At 59.0% G+C, this 15,970-nt stretch carries 12 protein-coding genes; 9 read left to right on the top strand and 3 right to left on the bottom strand.

Annotation, left to right across the window (positions count from 1 at the left end):
- Positions 1-17 precede the first annotated feature (17 nt).
- From K1Y02_01990 to K1Y02_01980, 3 genes are read right to left on the bottom strand one after another with little or no spacing between them, the layout of a single operon-like run.
- Positions 18-1,007 carry a DegT/DnrJ/EryC1/StrS family aminotransferase gene (locus K1Y02_01990; protein MBX7255104.1) on the bottom strand — a complete coding sequence of 330 codons (990 nt, stop codon included), beginning with the start codon at positions 1,005-1,007 and terminating at the stop codon, positions 18-20.
- On the bottom strand, positions 1,004-1,720 hold the full coding sequence (locus K1Y02_01985) for a WbqC family protein (protein MBX7255103.1): 717 nt from the start codon (positions 1,718-1,720) through the stop codon (positions 1,004-1,006). Before K1Y02_01985 ends, K1Y02_01990 begins: the two co-directional genes overlap by 4 nt.
- A gap of 28 nt (positions 1,721-1,748) precedes the next feature.
- Positions 1,749-5,471, bottom strand: coding sequence for a beta-galactosidase (locus K1Y02_01980; GenBank protein MBX7255102.1), 3,723 nt, complete (start codon positions 5,469-5,471; stop codon positions 1,749-1,751).
- A 683-nt stretch (positions 5,472-6,154) separates the two neighbouring features.
- On the opposite strand from K1Y02_01980, the gene K1Y02_01975 reads away from it, so the two are divergent.
- From K1Y02_01975 to rho, 9 genes are all read left to right on the top strand, one after another.
- Positions 6,155-6,610: a hypothetical protein gene (locus K1Y02_01975; GenBank protein ID MBX7255101.1), complete on the top strand. Its 456-nt coding sequence runs from the start codon at positions 6,155-6,157 to the stop codon at positions 6,608-6,610.
- Positions 6,611-6,730: 120 nt separating this feature from the next.
- Positions 6,731-7,111, top strand: a complete 381-nt coding sequence (locus K1Y02_01970; GenBank protein MBX7255100.1) for a response regulator — start codon at positions 6,731-6,733, stop codon at positions 7,109-7,111.
- Between the two features lie 525 nt (positions 7,112-7,636).
- Positions 7,637-7,936, top strand: coding sequence for an RNA-binding protein (locus K1Y02_01965; GenBank protein ID MBX7255099.1), 300 nt, complete (start codon positions 7,637-7,639; stop codon positions 7,934-7,936).
- A 462-nt stretch (positions 7,937-8,398) separates the two neighbouring features.
- Positions 8,399-8,557, top strand: coding sequence for a hypothetical protein (locus K1Y02_01960; protein ID MBX7255098.1), 159 nt, complete (start codon positions 8,399-8,401; stop codon positions 8,555-8,557).
- A 27-nt stretch (positions 8,558-8,584) separates the two neighbouring features.
- Positions 8,585-9,373 carry an acyl-ACP--UDP-N-acetylglucosamine O-acyltransferase gene (lpxA, locus tag K1Y02_01955; GenBank protein ID MBX7255097.1) on the top strand — a complete coding sequence of 263 codons (789 nt, stop codon included), beginning with the start codon at positions 8,585-8,587 and terminating at the stop codon, positions 9,371-9,373.
- Positions 9,374-9,445: 72 nt separating this feature from the next.
- Positions 9,446-10,399: a Gfo/Idh/MocA family oxidoreductase gene (locus K1Y02_01950; GenBank protein MBX7255096.1), complete on the top strand. Its 954-nt coding sequence runs from the start codon at positions 9,446-9,448 to the stop codon at positions 10,397-10,399.
- The gene (lpxB, locus tag K1Y02_01945; GenBank protein MBX7255095.1) at positions 10,396-11,514 is read left to right on the top strand and encodes a lipid-A-disaccharide synthase; all 1,119 of its coding nucleotides are present in this window, start codon (positions 10,396-10,398) and stop codon (positions 11,512-11,514) included. The genes K1Y02_01950 and lpxB overlap by 4 nt, the downstream gene beginning before the upstream one ends.
- The gene (gene polA, locus K1Y02_01940; protein ID MBX7255094.1) at positions 11,498-14,206 is read left to right on the top strand and encodes a DNA polymerase I; all 2,709 of its coding nucleotides are present in this window, start codon (positions 11,498-11,500) and stop codon (positions 14,204-14,206) included. The genes lpxB and polA overlap by 17 nt, the downstream gene beginning before the upstream one ends.
- A 273-nt stretch (positions 14,207-14,479) precedes the next feature.
- The gene (rho, locus tag K1Y02_01935; protein MBX7255093.1) at positions 14,480-15,730 is read left to right on the top strand and encodes a transcription termination factor Rho; all 1,251 of its coding nucleotides are present in this window, start codon (positions 14,480-14,482) and stop codon (positions 15,728-15,730) included.
- Positions 15,731-15,970 lie beyond the last annotated feature (240 nt).

Here is a 15,970-nt window from a genome sequence, read left to right as displayed (position 1 = left end):
CAACCCGCTTGCGCCGCTCATGAAAAGCAGCGCTTCACCCCATCGATGATGAACGTTACCGCGTCGTCTGTCAATGAGGGATAGATGGGAAGCGACAGGCATCGCTCGTGAACCTCGTCGGCCACGGGGAAATGCCCGCCAAGATAGCGATGCGCCGGGAGATAGACCGGACGTTTGGCCTCGATACCCTTCTCGTTGAGCGCGCGCTCCAACTCGTCGCGGCGCGGTGTCTGCACAACGTATCGGAAGTAGACGTGTCCGTCGCCCGAAGGCAAACGCAGGGGATATCCGCGAAGTGCTTCTTCGTAACGCGCCGCAATGGACCGTCTGCGCTCGATAAACTCCGGCAACCGTCGTAGTTGCACACGTCCCACCGCTGCCTGTACTTCCGTGAGCTTGTAGTTGTAGCGGCGGACGTAGCTGTCTCGGTTGTCATAGTCGCGGCGATCGCGCACATACTCCGCAATGCCGGAATCGTCCGTCAGGACCATGCCGCCCTCGCCGCCGGCGGTTATGAGCTTCGTCGCGTAAAAGGACGCTACGGCAACAATCGAATCGCCGCCCGTCGGTCCCCCGATGGACTGCGCGATATCCTCGATCACGCGCTTGTTGTCCGGCATCTGCGCGCGCGCGCCAAACAGGTGCGCCAGAATGACGCTGTGGCAGTCGACAGGAACCGCCGCCGGATCGAGATTGAAATCGTGACCCACCTCACAAAGAACCGGCTGTCCGCCTGCCAGGTCGACGGCGGTTGCCAACGAGACGCACCCGTACGTCGGCAGGGCGACGCGACTCTGTCGCGTGCAACCCAATGCCTCCAGTGCCAAGTGCAACGCGGCGGTGCCGCTGCTCGTCGCCACGCCATAGGCGCGTCCGGTAACCGCGGCGCACTCCGCCTCAAACGCGGCAACTTCCGCTCCTTGCGCCAAACGCCCGGAGGCAAGCACACGCGCGGCGGCCTCGCGCTCTTCGTGGCCAATCGTCGGAGCGCTGTGACCAATCTTCATTCCGCGGCTCGCTTTACAGCGTTGGGCCTGAAGTCCTCGCTCAGCAGCACCCGCAGCGAATCCGGACCGCAGTGAAACAGCAAATCGACGATCGACAGATCGGCTACGAACGCGCCATGCGACTGCGGATACACGGGCGCGGTCCAATGCTGCAATTCGAGGCCAATTCCCGCTGCTTCCAGTTGCGCCGCATCGAGGTATTGCTCCAACGCGTATGCGCCGCTGTAGTAACAATCGGCGCCCACGGCTTTGAGGAGATTGATCAGACGTTCGGTTGCGATTCCCGGAACGCTGAGCTCGGAAGCATATACAATACGCGTCTCGATCCCCAGGGTCTGCACATACCACGTGAGCATGTGGCGGTTGATCTCGTTGAGGCTGCTCCACTCCCTGCCGTATACGTCCTCAAAAAACGGCGCGTACTGAGCAAAGTACGGCGCCTTGCCGTAACTTTGTTTCAACGTACTCCAGTGCTTCCGGCGCCAATGTTGCGAGTTGTCTATACCAACTTCATCGAGCGTACAAGCCAGCGGCGCGTGTACGGGAACGGTCAGTATCACCGGACCGGACGGCGTCTTGACTCGATTGCGGTTCTGCCAGCCATTCTTGTTGTACTGGATGTTGTCGAGCACGATGAACACGCCGGCGCGTGCGATCTTCTCGAAGTACCGCAGCCACGGCAGATAGTGCAATTGATGAATGGAACCCAACATGCGCGCGTTTCTCTTCCTCTCAACTACATTACATCAGGTTCGCCGGACCGTTGATGACTTCGCCCGTCTTCAGCACTTGAATGATGGTCTCCGCGGTCTTGCCCGACAGAACATCGCGGGCCGTCAGCTTGTAGACTCCCGGCAGTTCGTTCAAGGCAAACGGGATGAAGGCGTTGCCCGTTCCCTCCGCACACACAACGTCTTTTGTGTAATGCCGCAACAGCGTTTCCTGGTCGCCCTGAACGAAACGAAGCTCGACGTGAATAACGTGAACTCTAGGCGTCTCCTTGCGCGCATTGACCTTGAACACCATCGGGAAGCGTTCTCCCAAAACCATACTCTTCGGCATTTCCAAATCGAGCCCCGTCACGTCATACGGCAGCGAAGCGTAGACCTCCGACATGCCCGCGCCCAGCGACATGGTCATCGACTTGGGGCGCACCACTCGCGTGCCGGTTCGCACGTTGAACACCGCGCCCGGATCGTCCAGCTTCATTTGTAGCTTCTGTTCGCCGGCATCCGGCCGCGCGATCACGCCGTAAATGCGCACGTTGCCCAGCCGGTACCCAACCACCTCTCCCCGAAACAGCCTCGTCCCTTTCTTCGCGAATTCGGCCACAGGCTCCGCTCCCCCTGCGCGCAACAGGGCGCGAAGCAGCGCGTCGCCCCCCGCGGGCTTCGCTTGCCACGGTATTACGCTGTGATTTAGAAGCGCCGCGACTCCCTGCTCGCCGCGCCGGACAAACCACACCGGAGTCTCACCCGCGGTCCCGCCCGGCGTGATTCCCTCTTGCGCCTGCAGCCCCGTCTCGGCAATCGCGCCCTCCAAGTTGGCATTGAATGTCTTTTCGTCGAGCGAAACGGAGGCCTCGCCATTGGATGGGGGAGTCCACGTCCCCGGTTTGGAAATGGCTGCCCCAAACAGAGCAGGCAACGGGTTCCCGGCCCGAACAAGGCCGTGCTCGTCGTAGACGCCGGGTGCGTACCCGGCAATCAGGCTTCCGCCCTGTTGGTGAAATTGCGCGATCGCTTCCACGGTCTTGTTGCTCAACGCGCGGGCTTTCGGAAGCACGAGAACTCGATACGCACTCAATGCCCCGTTCGCGATCTGCTCGTCGTTTACGAGATCGAATTGGTACCCCAGCCCATGGATCAGTTCCATGAACGCCAGCAATTCGTCTTGACTATGGCCACTCGATTCGCCTTCTACATAACTCAGAATCTCGCTGGCGGCATCGTCGAACAGGGCGATCCCTGAGTTCATCCTCTCGGCTTGTGCAACAAGCGAAGAGATTCCTCCCTGTATCGCTTCGATTTCCGGCAATGCCGGGGAAGGAGACGGCAACGGATTGCCATCGGGACTGAGCAGCACGTTCCGATTGGCGTATGCGCTCGACCCCAGTGCGCCTGGATACCAAACGGTTCCGAAGCCGTGCAGAACTGCGTACCACGGCTCCCATCGTTGCCACACCGCATCGTTTTCATGCGCGCCGTAGTCCAACACCATGCCAGCCGACGCATCCTTTCGCTTGAACGAGCGCACGCGCTCAACAGACACGGGATCGGGGTCGACCGTCATCCAGTCCATCGCCGGCGTCAAACGCCCCCAGTCGTATCCCTGCAAGGCGCTCGCGTTCGGATACGCGCGGAATCCGACCCACGCGCGCGGATCGACGTTGCGCAAGGTTTTGCGCGCACGTGCGTGGGTGTCTTCAAACACCGCATTCATGCTGGCGCGAAAATCTACCCACGGCGCGTAGTTCCCCGAGGTTGCCGCCGCATCGCGCAACGGCGGCCGCACGGAATCCCAATCGGGATAAGACGTCGCCCACCTCGCATTCACGTGCTCCAAGCCGCCGTACGTTTGTTGAAGCCGATTCCAATAAGCCTCCACGCATTCCGGTGAATGGCAGACATCTTCATCGTTCTTGGTGAGCGTATTCCTGCTGCCGATGGAGTAACCGGCCAGTCCCTGTGTGCGCAACGCGGTGGCCATCGAAGTGAGCGAATCCGTGTCCGACTGCACAAAGCGCGGATCGTTCAGGCAAGGCTGCCGAACCAAATCGATGGCCGGACTATCCGGAAGGTATTGCGTTACGCGAGCGAACGAACGCAGACCCGCCCGTCCCAGAACCCCCGTGGCGACTTCATTGCCGATAGTATCGACATACGTCACACCCAATTCGGTCAGCGTTCTGTACGCGTATCGCTTGTTGTACTCTGCGGAACCGTCTTCCACGACCCCCCACGCAAAGTCCCCGGGATCGATTGGGAGACGCACCGGCACGTACTCGCACGCGAAGGCCGCCTGCCTCAAATCCCAATCGCCCACTTCCGAGGTCTCTCGATCCACTGCATACGCTTCTATCTTTAACGAGGTCGTAAGCAGATCGGAAAGACTGAGCGCTACTTGCGCGACGGTTACGCCTGTATCGATGGTCTCTGTTGCGCGCGCAACCAGCCGCCCCAGCGAATCGATGGCCCGCACGTGAATCGTGCACGGCCGTGGACTCGACAGCAACGCCACTTCCACGCCGAGCGTATCCTGAGTCTGCACGAGGGGCTTGCTGACTCGGGCCTTGATGATGAATGGACGTCCTTCGACTTCGATCGCTTCCGTATGCCATTCCACGACCTTCTCGCCATCCAGCAGCCAAACATCCATGTAGAATTTGCCCGAAGTCGCTGGCGCGTACAGCCGATAGGTGCTTTCTCCCTTGTGCAGAATCGCTTTGTAGATGATCTCAAAGGGGTGCGCTCGGCCTGGCTGCCTCAATTGAGAGCGCACTAAGTAGTCGCGCTCGGCAGGTTTCCGCAGCCGAAGCTCATACGGGCGGAAGTACTGCGAACGCGCAGTCATCTGCGGCACCTGCGCGGGCTCATCCGCAATGTTGAGAGGAATTTCCGCCTCGTTCGGAGCCGCGGGCGCCAAGGCCGTAATGGACTCCACCGCAACCGCGGGCTCGCGCTTTGCCAACCACCGCACCGCCCGCGCGATTAGCGAAAGGTAGGTATCCAGATGTTCGGGCTCGGCAAGCGTCGGGTTCTCGAGCACCGGCAGCAGGCAGTGCGAAAGCGGGCGGCCACCGGAGTAGTCCAATTCGACAACTCGGCCCTCGCCGTGATGCTCAAGCACGACAAAGTCGAGCCCCTTGCGCCATTCCGGCGACAACGACTCACCAACCCCTCGCGTCACGTAGTCCCCGTCCTCCGCCGGCGTGAGCGCGTTGAGAAACTGCATCACGTGTTCAGGGGCATCATATTGATGGTTGGCGAGAAGCAAACCCGTCCCTGTCCGCACTTTCTCCGTTAGGGCGGCAAAATCTTCCTGGGGCAGCGCGTGGAAATCGAAATCCGCGGCGACGATTACGTCTATCCGGCGTTGCAGCGCGTCATGAAGGCGGGACAACGTCTCTTGGGCTGAGCATCCCGCAACGGCTGGACCCGAGTTCTCCGGTTGGCCAAGTTGCGTGTCACTCCAAAGGGAAACCGGAATCAGCTCCACGTCGAGCCGTCGTAAGAGTTCGCTGGCATCCCGCATCGTAAATCGTGGCGCGAGAAACAAGACGCGGATGGGGCCGGCGTCCAACGGTCTTCCCCACACAACGCCTTCCGCGGCGGGAGTCAGCGCGGCCCCGGCAAACGCCGTATCGCGCGGATCCTCCTTTTCGCCCCCGATTCCCAACAAAGGCAGTTGCAGAGCGTGCGCATTTAACGCGTACACAAATAACAGCAAAGATGCCGCCATCATGGAGCAGACGCGGCGCGATGTGCACATGATTCGCATTGGGTCAGTTTACGAGTCAAAGCCATTTAATTCCAACGCGGGCCGTCCAACAACGGAAGCGTTTGTGGAGAACTGCCTCTGTCTTGGCCCCAAACCCGCAAACATATTCCTCACGAGATGGCCATCTGCGTGTTCGTACTACTATCTGGCAACTTCCTCGTTTCTTTCGCGGAAGATGAGTCGCAGGCACTCTTCGGGAGACTCAACGCCGCGCCCCACTGCACCCCATGTCCTGACCGTGCCCCACTTCTCTTTAATCCAAAATCGAAAATCTAAAATCCAAAATTGCCAACCCTTTGGTTGCGGCTATGCCGCGCTAAGAGAAGTCCGGGTTATTTGCAGAAGCTCGTAAGTTAATGGCATACAACGCGGTGCATGGTGTGTTAAAGTATGACCGGCAAAAGTCTGGCCCGTAATTCGTACCGGCCTAACTGAGCGCCGGCGCAAATCGCTCTCGCGCAAGACGTTGAGGCTATGCCAGGAGGGCTTCTCGCGAACGCATTCCGTTTGCGGGGAACGGCCTTGTTGTTCGCTGCAAGTCTCGCAAACGACTGCTGGTCAGCAATGTTCGCGCGAGTTCGAGAGATACCCGGACGAGGTGCGCCGATATTGCAGTCAGGACGTAGAGGAAACTACGAGGTCTCCTTATGACGGACGAAATGTTCCTGAGCGACGACAATAAGTCGCTGCGTCGGGGGCGTCGCCGCGCACAGCGCACGGAAACGTGCAGGCCCTGCCGTATGTGGCCGAAAGATGCGGCTGAGTTGTTTACCCAAGGCGTGATCATCAACATTACGCCCTACGGAATGTGCATACGGATGATGGAGAGCTTTCCCGTGGGAACGGAAGTCTCCGTTCAATTGATGCGCGACGAACAATTCAACGAACCGCTGTCACCGCCCGTCGACGGATTAATTGTCCGCGTCGCGGACGATCCCGAGGGGTTCTTGGACCACGGGGTGCAGTTGCTGCAAAAACAGATCGAGCGGCAGGAGACTCGTCCTCTATACGCAAAGAGGTCGTCTACCCCCGCAAAACGCAGCCGCACCCGAATGCATACGATCGATATTCGGATTGGGGGAACGCCAAAGCGCCGTAAGTGAGCAGCTTCGCCGGCAAGGGGGCGGTCAGCAACCCATGACGAGGCGAAACTGAAGTGTGGAGTGTAGGATTCGCGTATTCGCACCCTGCCATCCTTGTGCAGGTTGCGGGATAGGAGGCCCGTGAAAGCGCCGAAGATCCTCGTTGTGGATGATGAACCCGATACTGTCATGCTGATTGCGCGCGCCCTCAAGACCGAGGGATTTGACGTCGTGAGCGCCTATGATGGCATCAGCGCCGTCGACTTGGCCGAAACCGAGCGACCGGATCTCGTATTGCTCGATATCATGATGCCCATGATGAGCGGGTACGAAGTCTGCGAACAACTTAAAGCTAACCCGCAAACCCAGAATATCCCGGTGCTCACGCTCTCCTCCGCCCACAGTCACGATGCCTTGGTCAAAAGCATCAACGCCGGCGCCGCCACCTTGGTCCTGAAACCGTTTACGCCCGCGGAACTCGTGGCCCAGATTCGGCGTCACTTGCCCGCCTCCCAGGAGTAGCCCTGCGACCGTGCCGTAATTTGCAGCGCCGGAACGCCGTCGCAAATCGCTCACGTGCAAGACGTTAGAGTTATGCCATGAGGACTTCTCGGGAACACACTCTGCGTACGTAGGACTACCTTCCCTTTCGCTGGAAGGCTCGTGTACGCAACGGTCGCCCGACGCGTCTGGGTGCGTTTGCGGGAATTCCAGACTATGCAAGCGATGCAGGTGTCAGCGTAGACCACTGCTTTTCCCCCACAGACGGCTCCCCTCGGTTTCAAAGCAAAACAGCCGGTCACGATTGGGATAAAGGGGTCTCAATCTGTGAAAAAAGCCTTGCTAGAAAGAAAGACGTGTGCTATAACATCCAATGAAGAGACGCCGTGGGGGCGTCTGGTGTTCGTGACTATTGGTGTTGATTGCTATCAAAGTCCTGCTTGACGTGAATCCTACCTCAATGCTCATCCTTGGTCAATCCTCTACCACAGTAGTCCTGAACCCGTGGAATGTCTTTTGGTTTAAGAAAAGGAAAAGGATCGCGTGATGAACATTTATGTGGGCAATCTGCCGTACTCCACAACAGAGGAAGAGCTGAGGCAAAACTTTGAGGCGTTCGGCCGGGTTGACTCCGCGCGCGTCATTTTCGACAAGTTCACGAATCAGTCCAAAGGATTCGGTTTTGTCGAGATGCCGAATGCAGCAGAAGCTCAGGCAGCAATCAGCGGGCTTGATGGCAAACAACAGGGTGGCCGTTCGCTCCGCGTGAACGAAGCCCGACCGAAGACTGAAGGTGGCGGCGGCGGCGGACGCGGCGGAGACCGCGGCGGCTATCGCGGACGCTAAGTCCTCATACCCCATATAAACAGCAATCAAGCCACCCGGCGGAGATTTCCCCGGGTGGCTTTCATTTGATACGTGCGAACGCCGCTCGATCGCCTGTACACGGTAGGCAACAACTCCCCGGATTTCTCACGAACACTCTTGATCCCCTTTCGTAACCAATGCGTTCGCGAGAAATCCTCATGGCATAACCTTAACGTCTTGCACGTGAGCAATTTGCGTCGGTGCTCAATCGTGCCGGTGCAAATTGCGGACTTCCGGCCAACCCGAAGCCGCGAAATGGGGTCCCGCGTTTCTGTCAAAATTCGGACCAAAAGGACCCTTACATCAGCCCGAGATTGGATAGTCGGCTTGAATTCTACGGCCAATTGTGTTATTCCATCGCTACCCAAGCCTAACAGACCTCCTAAGATGTCCCGGTACACAATCCCAAGTCCAACGGTGCATCCAGGAGTTATGTGCAAGGTGTTGACGCAGCGTCAGCGGGTGTCCGGTCCGTCGGGAACGGGCAATGACGGCGGCGTCACTCGTTCAATTGGCACGGCATACGAGTCCGCACGTTGGGGAACGGGACAGTTCGCGGATGGGGCCGCGTACCGCGGACCGTATGACAGGGGCAAGTGACCGGCAAATTCGGGAAGTTTTCAACGTATGAAGATACATCCTACGGCCATCGTCGATCCCAAAGCGGAGTTGGACGAGGGCGTCGAAGTTCAGCCGTATAGCATTATCGGACCCCACGTCCGCATCGGCTCTGGCACCGTGGTCGGCCCGCATTGCGTGATCGACGGCCGGACCATCATCGGAAAGAACAACGTCTTCTTCGCGGGAGCGCAGATTGGCGTCCGTTGCCAGGACTTGAAACACAAGTCGGAATTCATCGGACGCTGCGAACTGGGCGACGGCAACATGATCCGGGAATACGTCACCATCAGCGCCAGCACCATGAGCAGCTACGAGGACGAGCACCGAATCACCACCATCGGGAACGGTTGCCTCCTCATGGCCAATTCTCATGTCGCGCACGACTGCTCGTTGGGCAACAACGTCATCATGGCCAACAGCGTTGCGCTGGCGGGGCACGTGCGCGTCGAAGACCGGGCCAACATCGGCGGCCTCAGCGCCGTACATCAGTTCTGTGTTGTGGGAACCATGTCAATGGTCGGCGGAATGACGCGCATCTGGCACGACGTGCTGCCGTATATGCTGGTGGACGGAAACCCGGCCCGATGCTGCGGTCTGAACGTCGTTGGCCTCAAACGGAATGGCCTGACCGACGAGTCCCGCGCCCGCATCAAGGCAATGTACAAGATCCTGTATCGTTCGGGCCTCAACACGACCCAGGCCACGCACGAAATTGAAGCCACCGTGGAAGATAGCGACGAACGCAGCTATCTCCTGGACTTCATCGGCAAGTCGATTCGCGGCATCACGCCGTAACCATAGCGGCCTGACCGGCCGCAGGAACGTAAACCCGGAACACTTCGTGGCGCCCGCCTGAAGGACACTCGTATGAACACCGTTCGCGCCGGCGTGGCCGGCGTAGGCCACCTCGGCTATCACCATGCCCGCATCTATGCCTCATTACCCAACGTCAAGCTCGTAGGGGTTGCCGACCCTGACGAAGGCAAGAGGACAAAAGCCTCCGAAGACTTTCAGACAAAGGGTTTCGACTCCATTGAAGCCCTGCTGGAAGCGGGAGTCGATGCCCTGTCGATAGCCGCCCCGACCAGCTTTCATCATGCCGTCGCATTGAAGGCGCTCGAAGCGGGTGTCGATATCATCGTGGAGAAGCCCATTGCGGCCTCGGTGCTGGAAGCGGAGGAGATCGTTGCCGCCGCCAATCGCGCGGGACGTCTGCTGCAGGTCGGGCACATCGAACGATTCAACGGCGCGGTCGTCGCCCTGATGGATGCGGTCACTCAACCGCGCTTCATCGAATGCCACCGCCTGAGCCCCTATCCCAATCGCGGAGACGACGTCAGTGTCGTCTTGGACCTGATGATTCACGATCTCGAAATTGTGCAGGCGCTCGTCCGCTCCGAGGTGGCCTCCGTCGATGCCGTGGGTGTTTCCGTATTCTCCGGACTGGAAGACATCGCAAACGCCCGCATACGTTTTGCGTCGGGTTGTGTGGCCAATATCACAAGCAGCCGCGTGTCCATGGAGCGCATGCGCAAGATCCGCATCTTCGCCGAAGACATGTACGTCTCCACCGACTACAGCGCCCAGGAAGTCATCGTTTACAAAAAGAAGGCCGGTAAGCTCGAGCCGGGCATGTCGCCCATGGAGCTCATTACGGTCGAACCCTTGGAAGTTCACAAGGACGAACCTCTAAAACGTGAGCTGGCGTCTTTTCTCGATTGTGTGCGCACGCGGCAACGTCCCGTCGTAACCGGCGAAGACGCCTTGGCCGCATTGCGCCTGGCTACGCGTGTCGTCGAATCCATTCGGAAACCATCGTGACTCGAATCTATCTGTTCGCAGGCGAGACCTCGGGAGATATACACGGGGCCAATCTGATTCGCGCCCTGCGAGAGGAAGATCCCTCCGTCGAATGCGCGGGCGTAGGCGGGCGTCAGATGGCCGATGCGGGCATGCGGCTCGATTTTAATCTCGCGGAACACGCCATCATGGGGTTTGTCGAGGTCGTTCGGCATTTGGGATTCATCCGCACGCTCTTCAACGACACCGTGGCGCGCTTGGAACGGGAACGCCCCGATTGTCTTGTGGTGGTGGACTACCCGGGGTTTAACATTCGGCTCGCGCGCGAGGCAAAACGATTGGGCATCCCGGTCGTTTGGTACATCAGCCCCCAGGTATGGGCTTGGAAAAAGGGACGCGTGAAGACCATCGCTCAAATCGTTCGAAAGATGCTCGTCATCCTTCCGTTTGAGGAAGCCATCTATCGGAATGCGGGTGTGTCGTGCGAATACGTGGGGCACCCCCTGGTCGATCACCTGGCCTCATTGACGCTGACTGGCCAATACCGCGACGGGCTGACCATCGGCCTGCTGCCCGGAAGCCGGGAACAGGAAATCGGTCGCCTGCTGGGTGTGATGATTGGCGTCGCCCGTGGTATACGTGACAGATATCCCCATGCCCGGTTCGTTGTACCGTGCGTAGATGCGGAACGCGAAACGCAAGTTCGTGCCATGGCCGGGGATTTCCCTCTTGAGACGACGGTCGGAAAATCCTACGAAGTGCTCGGCGGCGCCCGATTCTGTCTTGTCGCGTCTGGTACGGCTACCGTCGAAGCGGCGCTCCTGGGCGTGCCCATGATCGTGATGTACAAGGTGGCCCCCGTCACATACGCCTTGGCGCGGCTGCTGGTGCACGTCGAACACATCGGTATGGTGAACATTCTGGCGGGAAAGCGAATCGTGCCCGAATTCATACAAGGCGCGGCAACCGCGGAATCGATATTGCCCGAAGCCCTCGCATTGCTCGAAGACGGACCCAGGCGGAACCAGATGATTGAAGATCTCAACAAGGTGCGCGTCCAAATCGGAGGCCCAGGCGCCAGCAAACGCGCCGCATTGGCCGTCTTAGCGGTCGCGCGGGATGCCACCCGTGGCTGACAGGCTCTTCCTCATAGACGGCAGCGCGTTCGCCTACCGGGCGTATTTTGCGATTCGCAATCTCACCAACTCGAAAGGGGTCCCCACCAACGCGGTGTACGGGTTTGCGCGCGTGCTGATCAAAATTCTGCGCGAACACGATCCCAGCCATATCGCGGTGGTGTTCGACGCCCCAGGCAAGACGTTCCGCGACGATATGTATGCCGAATACAAGGCGACGCGTCCGGAGACCCCCGAAGACCTCCGCGCGCAATTCCCGCTGATGCACGAGGTCGTGAAGGCATTCAACATCCGGTTGCTCATGGAGCCGGGAGTTGAAGCGGATGACGTCATCGGAACGCTCGCGCGCCAGGGAGCCGAAGCGGGTTTTAGCGTGGCCGTTGTGACCGGCGACAAGGACATGCTCCAGCTCGTGACCGATTCCGTTACCGTGTTCGATCCGAACAAGGAAGACGAAGGCCAATGGATCGGTATCGATGAGGTTAGAGAGCGCTTTGGCGTGCCCCCCGAGCGCGTGGTCGAAGCACTCGGCCTTATGGGCGACACCGCCGACAACGTTCCCGGCGTGCGCGGCATCGGACCCAAGACCGCGCGTACCCTCCTCGAAAAATACGGCACCATCGAGGGCATCTACGCACACATCGACGAGATCTCAGGCAAGCAAAAGGAACGCTTGCTGGAAGACCACGATCAAGCAATGCTCAGCCGCAAGCTCGTAACCATCAAGACCGATGTGCCGCTGGAGGTCAGTATTGAGGACTGTGCGCGGCGCGACGCTGACCGCGAGAAGCTAGTCGAAGTGTTTGGCAACCTCGAGTTTCAATCGTTGCTCCAGGAGTACCTGCCCGAAGCGGCCACCGTTGAGGAACTCGACTACCGTTTGATTCTCACAGAAGACGAGCTCAAGACGGCCATCGCCGAAATGCGGGCCGCCGGTGAATTCGCCGTCGATACGGAGACGACGCACACCGACCCGATGCGCGCGCACTTGGTCGGCATATCGCTGAGCTGCAAGCCCAATACTGGCTACTACATCCCGCTGGGGCATTCCCTCATGGCGATGTCCGTGCTGGCCAACACCGGGCGACCCGCCGAGCAGATACCAATGCAGCGTGCGCTCGATCTCTTGCGTCCGCTTCTTGAAGACGAATCGATCGGGAAGATCGGCCAGAACATCAAATACGACCTGATTGTGCTCGAACGCGCCGGGGTCCAAATTCGCGGAATTCGCCTGGATACGATGGTTGCATCCTATTTGACAGACCCATCCCGGCTGAGGCATAATCTAGACGAAATCAGTCTTCACTACCTCAAGCGCAAGCTCATCCCTATCTCCGACGTAATCGGCAAGGGATCCAAAACCATAACCTTTGACGAGGTTCCCGTCGATCAAGCCTGCGCGTACGCGAGTGAAGACGCCGATGTGACAGGACGGCTGGGGGATACGTTCCGTCCGATCCTTCGCGAACGGGGACTGATGGACCTGTTCGAACGCGTCGAGCTTCCATTAATCGGCGTGCTCAAGCGGATGGAGATGACGGGGGTTGCGATTGACCTCGACGTGTTCGCGGGTCTGCAGCGAGAAGTTGAAGGGCGGCTGCGGTCCCTGGAAAGCGAGATATATGAGGCGGCCGGTGAGCCGTTTCAGATCAATTCCCCCAAGCAATTGCAGGAACTTCTGTTTGGAAAGCTGGGGCTCAAACCGCTCCGGAAAACGAAAACGGGATACTCGACAGACGTCGAAGTCCTTGAGGAGTTAGCGAGGGAGCATCCACTCCCTGAGAAGATCCTGGAGTACCGCACATTCGAGAAGTTGCGGAGCACCTACATCGAGGCGCTTCCCAAACTGAGACATCCGGAAACCGGGCGTATTCATACGTCGTTCAATCAGGCCGTTGCGGCGACAGGCCGCCTGTCCAGCAGCGACCCGAATCTGCAGAATATCCCGGTTCGGACCGAAATCGGCAAGCGCATTCGAGAGGGATTTGTTCCAGGCGACCGGTCCCACAGATTAATCTCTGCCGACTATTCACAAATTGAATTACGGATTCTGGCCCACCTGTCCGGCGACGAACATTTGCGCGAAGCCTTCGAACACGACGCGGATATCCACCAGGAAACAGCCGCGCGAGTCTTCGACGTGATGCCCCAATTGGTCACACCGGAAATGCGGCGGCAAGCCAAAGCGGTCAATTTCGGCGTCGTCTATGGAATCAGCGCGTTTGGTCTTGCCCGCAACCTAGGTATCGCAAACGCGCAGGCCGCGCGCTTCATCGAGCAGTATTTCGCGAAGTATCCACGTATTCAGGAATGGATTGCCGAAACGCTGGCTAACGCCGCCGCGGATGGATACGTCACGACATTGCTCAACCGGCGCCGGTATGTGCCGGACTTGACCAGCAGCAACGTGGGCGTCAGGAAAGCCGCGGAACGCGTCGCGATGAACACGCCCGTGCAGGGCAGCGCGGCAGACATCATCAAACTGGCAATGGTCCAGTTGGACGAAGTCTTGCGGGACTCGGAAGCCCGAATGATTTTACAAGTGCACGACGAATTGGTCGTCGAAGCTCCAGCCGATACGGCGGACGAGACGGCCCAAAAGATGAAAACGATTATGGAAGGCGCCGTTACCTTGAGTGTTCCTCTGAAGGTAGACGTTGGGGTAGGCGCGAATTGGGCGGAAATACACTGAGGATTACTGGGGAGAATGAAAAGGAACCAAAGGCCTGTGGGCCTATTGTCGCTCGGGGCGACGAAAGGATGTTGAATGGCTGAGAGAACTATGCACGACCGACCCCAATCGAAATCGCACAATCGCATGAGGCGTCCCGGACAAGGCGGCGGTGGGCGCGGCCCAGGCGGACGCCCTAATCGCGACCGCCCCCGGAGCCACCAACCCGTGTTGGATGTCGCCAACGAGTTGGAAGGCGAGAATGGCGAGATGATCGAACGGACGGGCCCCGAACTGTCCATCGCCGATCTCAAAAAGATGACGATGGCAGAGCTCTTCGAAGCCGCGCGCCAACTGAACGTCGAAGGCTACAGCGGCATGAAGAAGCAGGATCTCATCTTCCGAATCCTGCAACAGGGCATCGAAGCGACAGGGTCGTTGTACGGCGAAGGTACGCTCGAAATCCTCCCCGATGGATTCGGGTTCCTGCGCTCGGGTTCGTATTCGTACCTGCCCGGCCCCGACGACATCTACGTGTCTCCCTCTCAAATCCGCAAGTTCGGCCTGCGTACCGGCGATACCATTCAGGGCCATGTCCGTCCGCCAAAAGAAGGCGAACGCTACTTCGCCTTGCTCAAAGTCGAGGCGGTCAACTACGAAAGCCCGGAAGTCGCCCGCGAACGCGTCCTGTTCGACAACCTGACGCCGTTGCATCCCAACGAACGGCTGCGCCTGGAAACCGAACCCAAAGAAACGGCCATGCGCATCATGGACCTGATCTCTCCCATCGGTAAGGGCCAGCGCGGATTGATCGTGGCCGCGCCGTTTACCGGAAAGACCGTGCTGCTGCAGAAGATTGCGAACAGCATCACCATCAACCACCCCGAAGCGCACGTGATCGTGCTGCTCATCGACGAACGCCCCGAAGAAGTGACCGACATGTCGCGTTCGGTGAAGGGCGAAGTGATTGCATCGACATTCGACGAACCGCCAGAGCGCCACGTGCAGGTCGCCGAGATGGTGCTCGAAAAGGCGCGCCGTCTCGTCGAGCACAAGCGCGACGTGGTCATTCTGCTCGACTCGATTACGCGCCTCGCCCGCGCCTACAACGTCATCGTGCCGGCCAGCGGCAAGGTCTTGTCGGGTGGTGTCGACGCAAACGCACTGCAACGTCCAAAGCGCTTCTTCGGCGCGGCGCGCAACATCGAAGAAGGCGGCAGCTTGACGATTCTTGCGACGGCCCTCATCGAAACCGGCAGCCGCATGGACGACGTCATCTTCGAAGAATTCAAAGGCACGGGCAATATGGAAATCCACCTTGACCGCCGCCTGATGGAGAAACGCGTGTTCCCGGCCATCGACGTGCTCAAGTCGCGCACACGCAAAGAAGAGCTGCTGGTCAACGACGACGAGTTGCAGCGCATCTGGCTCTTGCTGAAAGTGCTCAGCCCGCTCAGCGTCACCGAAGCCACGGAACTCCTGGTCGACAAACTCAAGAAGACCAAGAGCAACTCCGAATTCCTGCAGATGATGCAGAAGATGTAACCGGCACCGAAACTCAATTTACACGAGAGAGGAGGGGAGCGATTCCCTCCTCTCTTTTGATTTTGTTTGCCCTGAGAAACCCGCGCAAGACAACCATAGCTTGTTGTGGCGCGGTCTCTTCCATGGCGTGACGAGGACACGTTAGCCCCCTGCCGCAATGACTCGCCGCGTCTCATTCTCCGGAGTGCCGTAGGCACGGCAGACTCCAGCCTGGGGTGAGATTCGCGGCAACGACGCGAA

It is taken from the genome of Candidatus Hydrogenedentota bacterium (assembly GCA_019695095.1).
Lineage (GTDB): Bacteria > Hydrogenedentota > Hydrogenedentia > Hydrogenedentales > SLHB01 > JAIBAQ01.
The sequence above is the reverse complement of the archived record's forward strand: the minus strand, read 5'-3'. Positions and strand labels throughout refer to the sequence as shown.